Annotated in this window: 3 protein-coding genes; 1 reads left to right on the top strand and 2 read right to left on the bottom strand. The window is 31.0% G+C overall.

Going from position 1 to position 1,495, the window contains the following annotated elements:
• Window positions 1-141: 141 nt before the first annotated feature.
• Both BZK14_RS01770 and BZK14_RS01765 read right to left on the bottom strand, forming a co-directional pair.
• The gene (locus BZK14_RS01770; protein ID WP_077924891.1) at window positions 142-345 is read right to left on the bottom strand and encodes a hypothetical protein; all 204 of its coding nucleotides are present in this window, start codon (window positions 343-345) and stop codon (window positions 142-144) included.
• A gap of 189 nt (window positions 346-534) precedes the next feature.
• Window positions 535-720, bottom strand: coding sequence for a hypothetical protein (locus tag BZK14_RS01765; protein WP_077924890.1), 186 nt, complete (start codon window positions 718-720; stop codon window positions 535-537).
• A 231-nt stretch (window positions 721-951) separates the two neighbouring features.
• Between BZK14_RS01765 and BZK14_RS01760 the strand changes: the two genes are divergently transcribed.
• Window positions 952-1,495: LysR family transcriptional regulator (locus tag BZK14_RS01760; protein ID WP_143691270.1), on the top strand; the 544-nt coding region annotated here is incomplete at its 3' end.

Raw genomic sequence — 1,495 nt, 5'->3', positions numbered from 1 at the left:
TTTTGAATTCTGCACTAGACACAATTTTAATATCGTCATTTTCCTCTTTTTTCTTTTTTTTATTCTTGGGGGATAGGGTAGACGTTACTATGATCAATAAAACTATAATGGCTGCAATTATAATTAGTGAGTTACTCATGATTATCCTTTTTCTGTTTTCTTGAAAATTTTATCTTCTTTGAAATTTTCAATATCTTCGATTGTGATGTTGTGAATATGCTTATTTATAAGCGCATGTAGTATATCACTTTCCTTAATATCCTCCTTTGTCTTGATAATTAAATTAATTCTTTTTTCGTGAATCAATTCTTGCGTGTATCCATTGATTCTGTATGTTTTTGACATTTCAAACTCCTATCTATATGTGATTATTATATTTTAGATTAAATTACAAGTTTGATTGTTTTATGTGATTATGTTATAAATTGTGACATTCTTACTTGTGATTTATTTTTTTATAGTAAATTGGTTTTTTTATTTCAACTGGCTTTAAATTGTTAAACATTGATTTCCACTTCTATATATTATGTTAAATTATAAAAATACTAAGGTAGAATCTACAATAACAACTAGCACATTAATGCATTTGCCAATACCCCCATCACATCCACCGAGTAAATATGCCAAAAATGCTAATAGTGCTAACCAACCAAAAAGTTCTAAGAATATTTCTCGAGCACACTTCCATAATTTTTTACTGATTATTTTCAATCTACTCATTTTACAACCTCAAATTTAATCAAAATCTACGTTGCTCAGTTTTTCTAGAACCTATAATCATACGTAAAATTTAATTCTACGCACGTACGATTAGCTCAATTTAAATACAATTATACTTCCATCTACATATTTTCTATATTGATGATTCTAATGATTAAGCTCTTATTATTTGCATACATACATTAGAACTCTTAGAATGTAGAAAAACTATTACCTTAAAGTTAATTGATCATGATACCACGACACAAACTTCCCTCTTTAAATGCATTGCGTGCTTTCGAAGCTTCTGGCCGAAAGCTAAATTTCCGTGCGGCTGCTGAAGAATTAAATGTTACGCAAGGCGCTGTTGCTCAGCAAGTTCGTATGTTGGAAGAATATTTAGGTATTGCACTATTTGTGCGTTTGCCGAGAGGATTAGCTTTAACAACGGAAGGTTCTATTTATCTTGTGAATGTTACGCGTGCATTTGATGTATTGGCGGAATCCACAGCAGAAATCTTAAATCAACCTAAAACTCTTACAATCAGTGTAACACCAACAGTTGCGACTAAGATTTTACTACCCAATTTTTCAGAATTATATAAAACTTTGCCACATATAAAACTGCAAACTATGGCAACAGAACATGTTTCAAATTTCGATCAAGACCAAGTGGACATCGCAATTCGATTAACTGAGCATAATTTTTCAGAAGATCTAGAAGCACAATTACTATTCCCTCAAGAATTGATCGCGGTTGCTAGCCCTTTCTTAATCAAAGAATTGCCAGAGATTG

It is taken from the genome of Wohlfahrtiimonas larvae, from assembly GCF_002006755.1.
In the GTDB taxonomy this organism is placed as follows: Bacteria; Pseudomonadota; Gammaproteobacteria; order Cardiobacteriales; family Wohlfahrtiimonadaceae; genus Wohlfahrtiimonas; species Wohlfahrtiimonas larvae.
The sequence above is the reverse complement of the archived record's forward strand: the minus strand, read 5'-3'. Positions and strand labels throughout refer to the sequence as shown.

Bases quoted from the DNA above. Each gene is read 5' to 3' on its own strand.
- BZK14_RS01770 (WP_077924891.1), bottom strand. From the start codon at position 345: ATGTCAAAAACATACAGAATCAATGGATACACGCAAGAATTGATTCAC.
- BZK14_RS01765 (WP_077924890.1), bottom strand. From the start codon at position 720: ATGAGTAGATTGAAAATAATCAGTAAAAAATTATGGAAGTGTGCTCGA.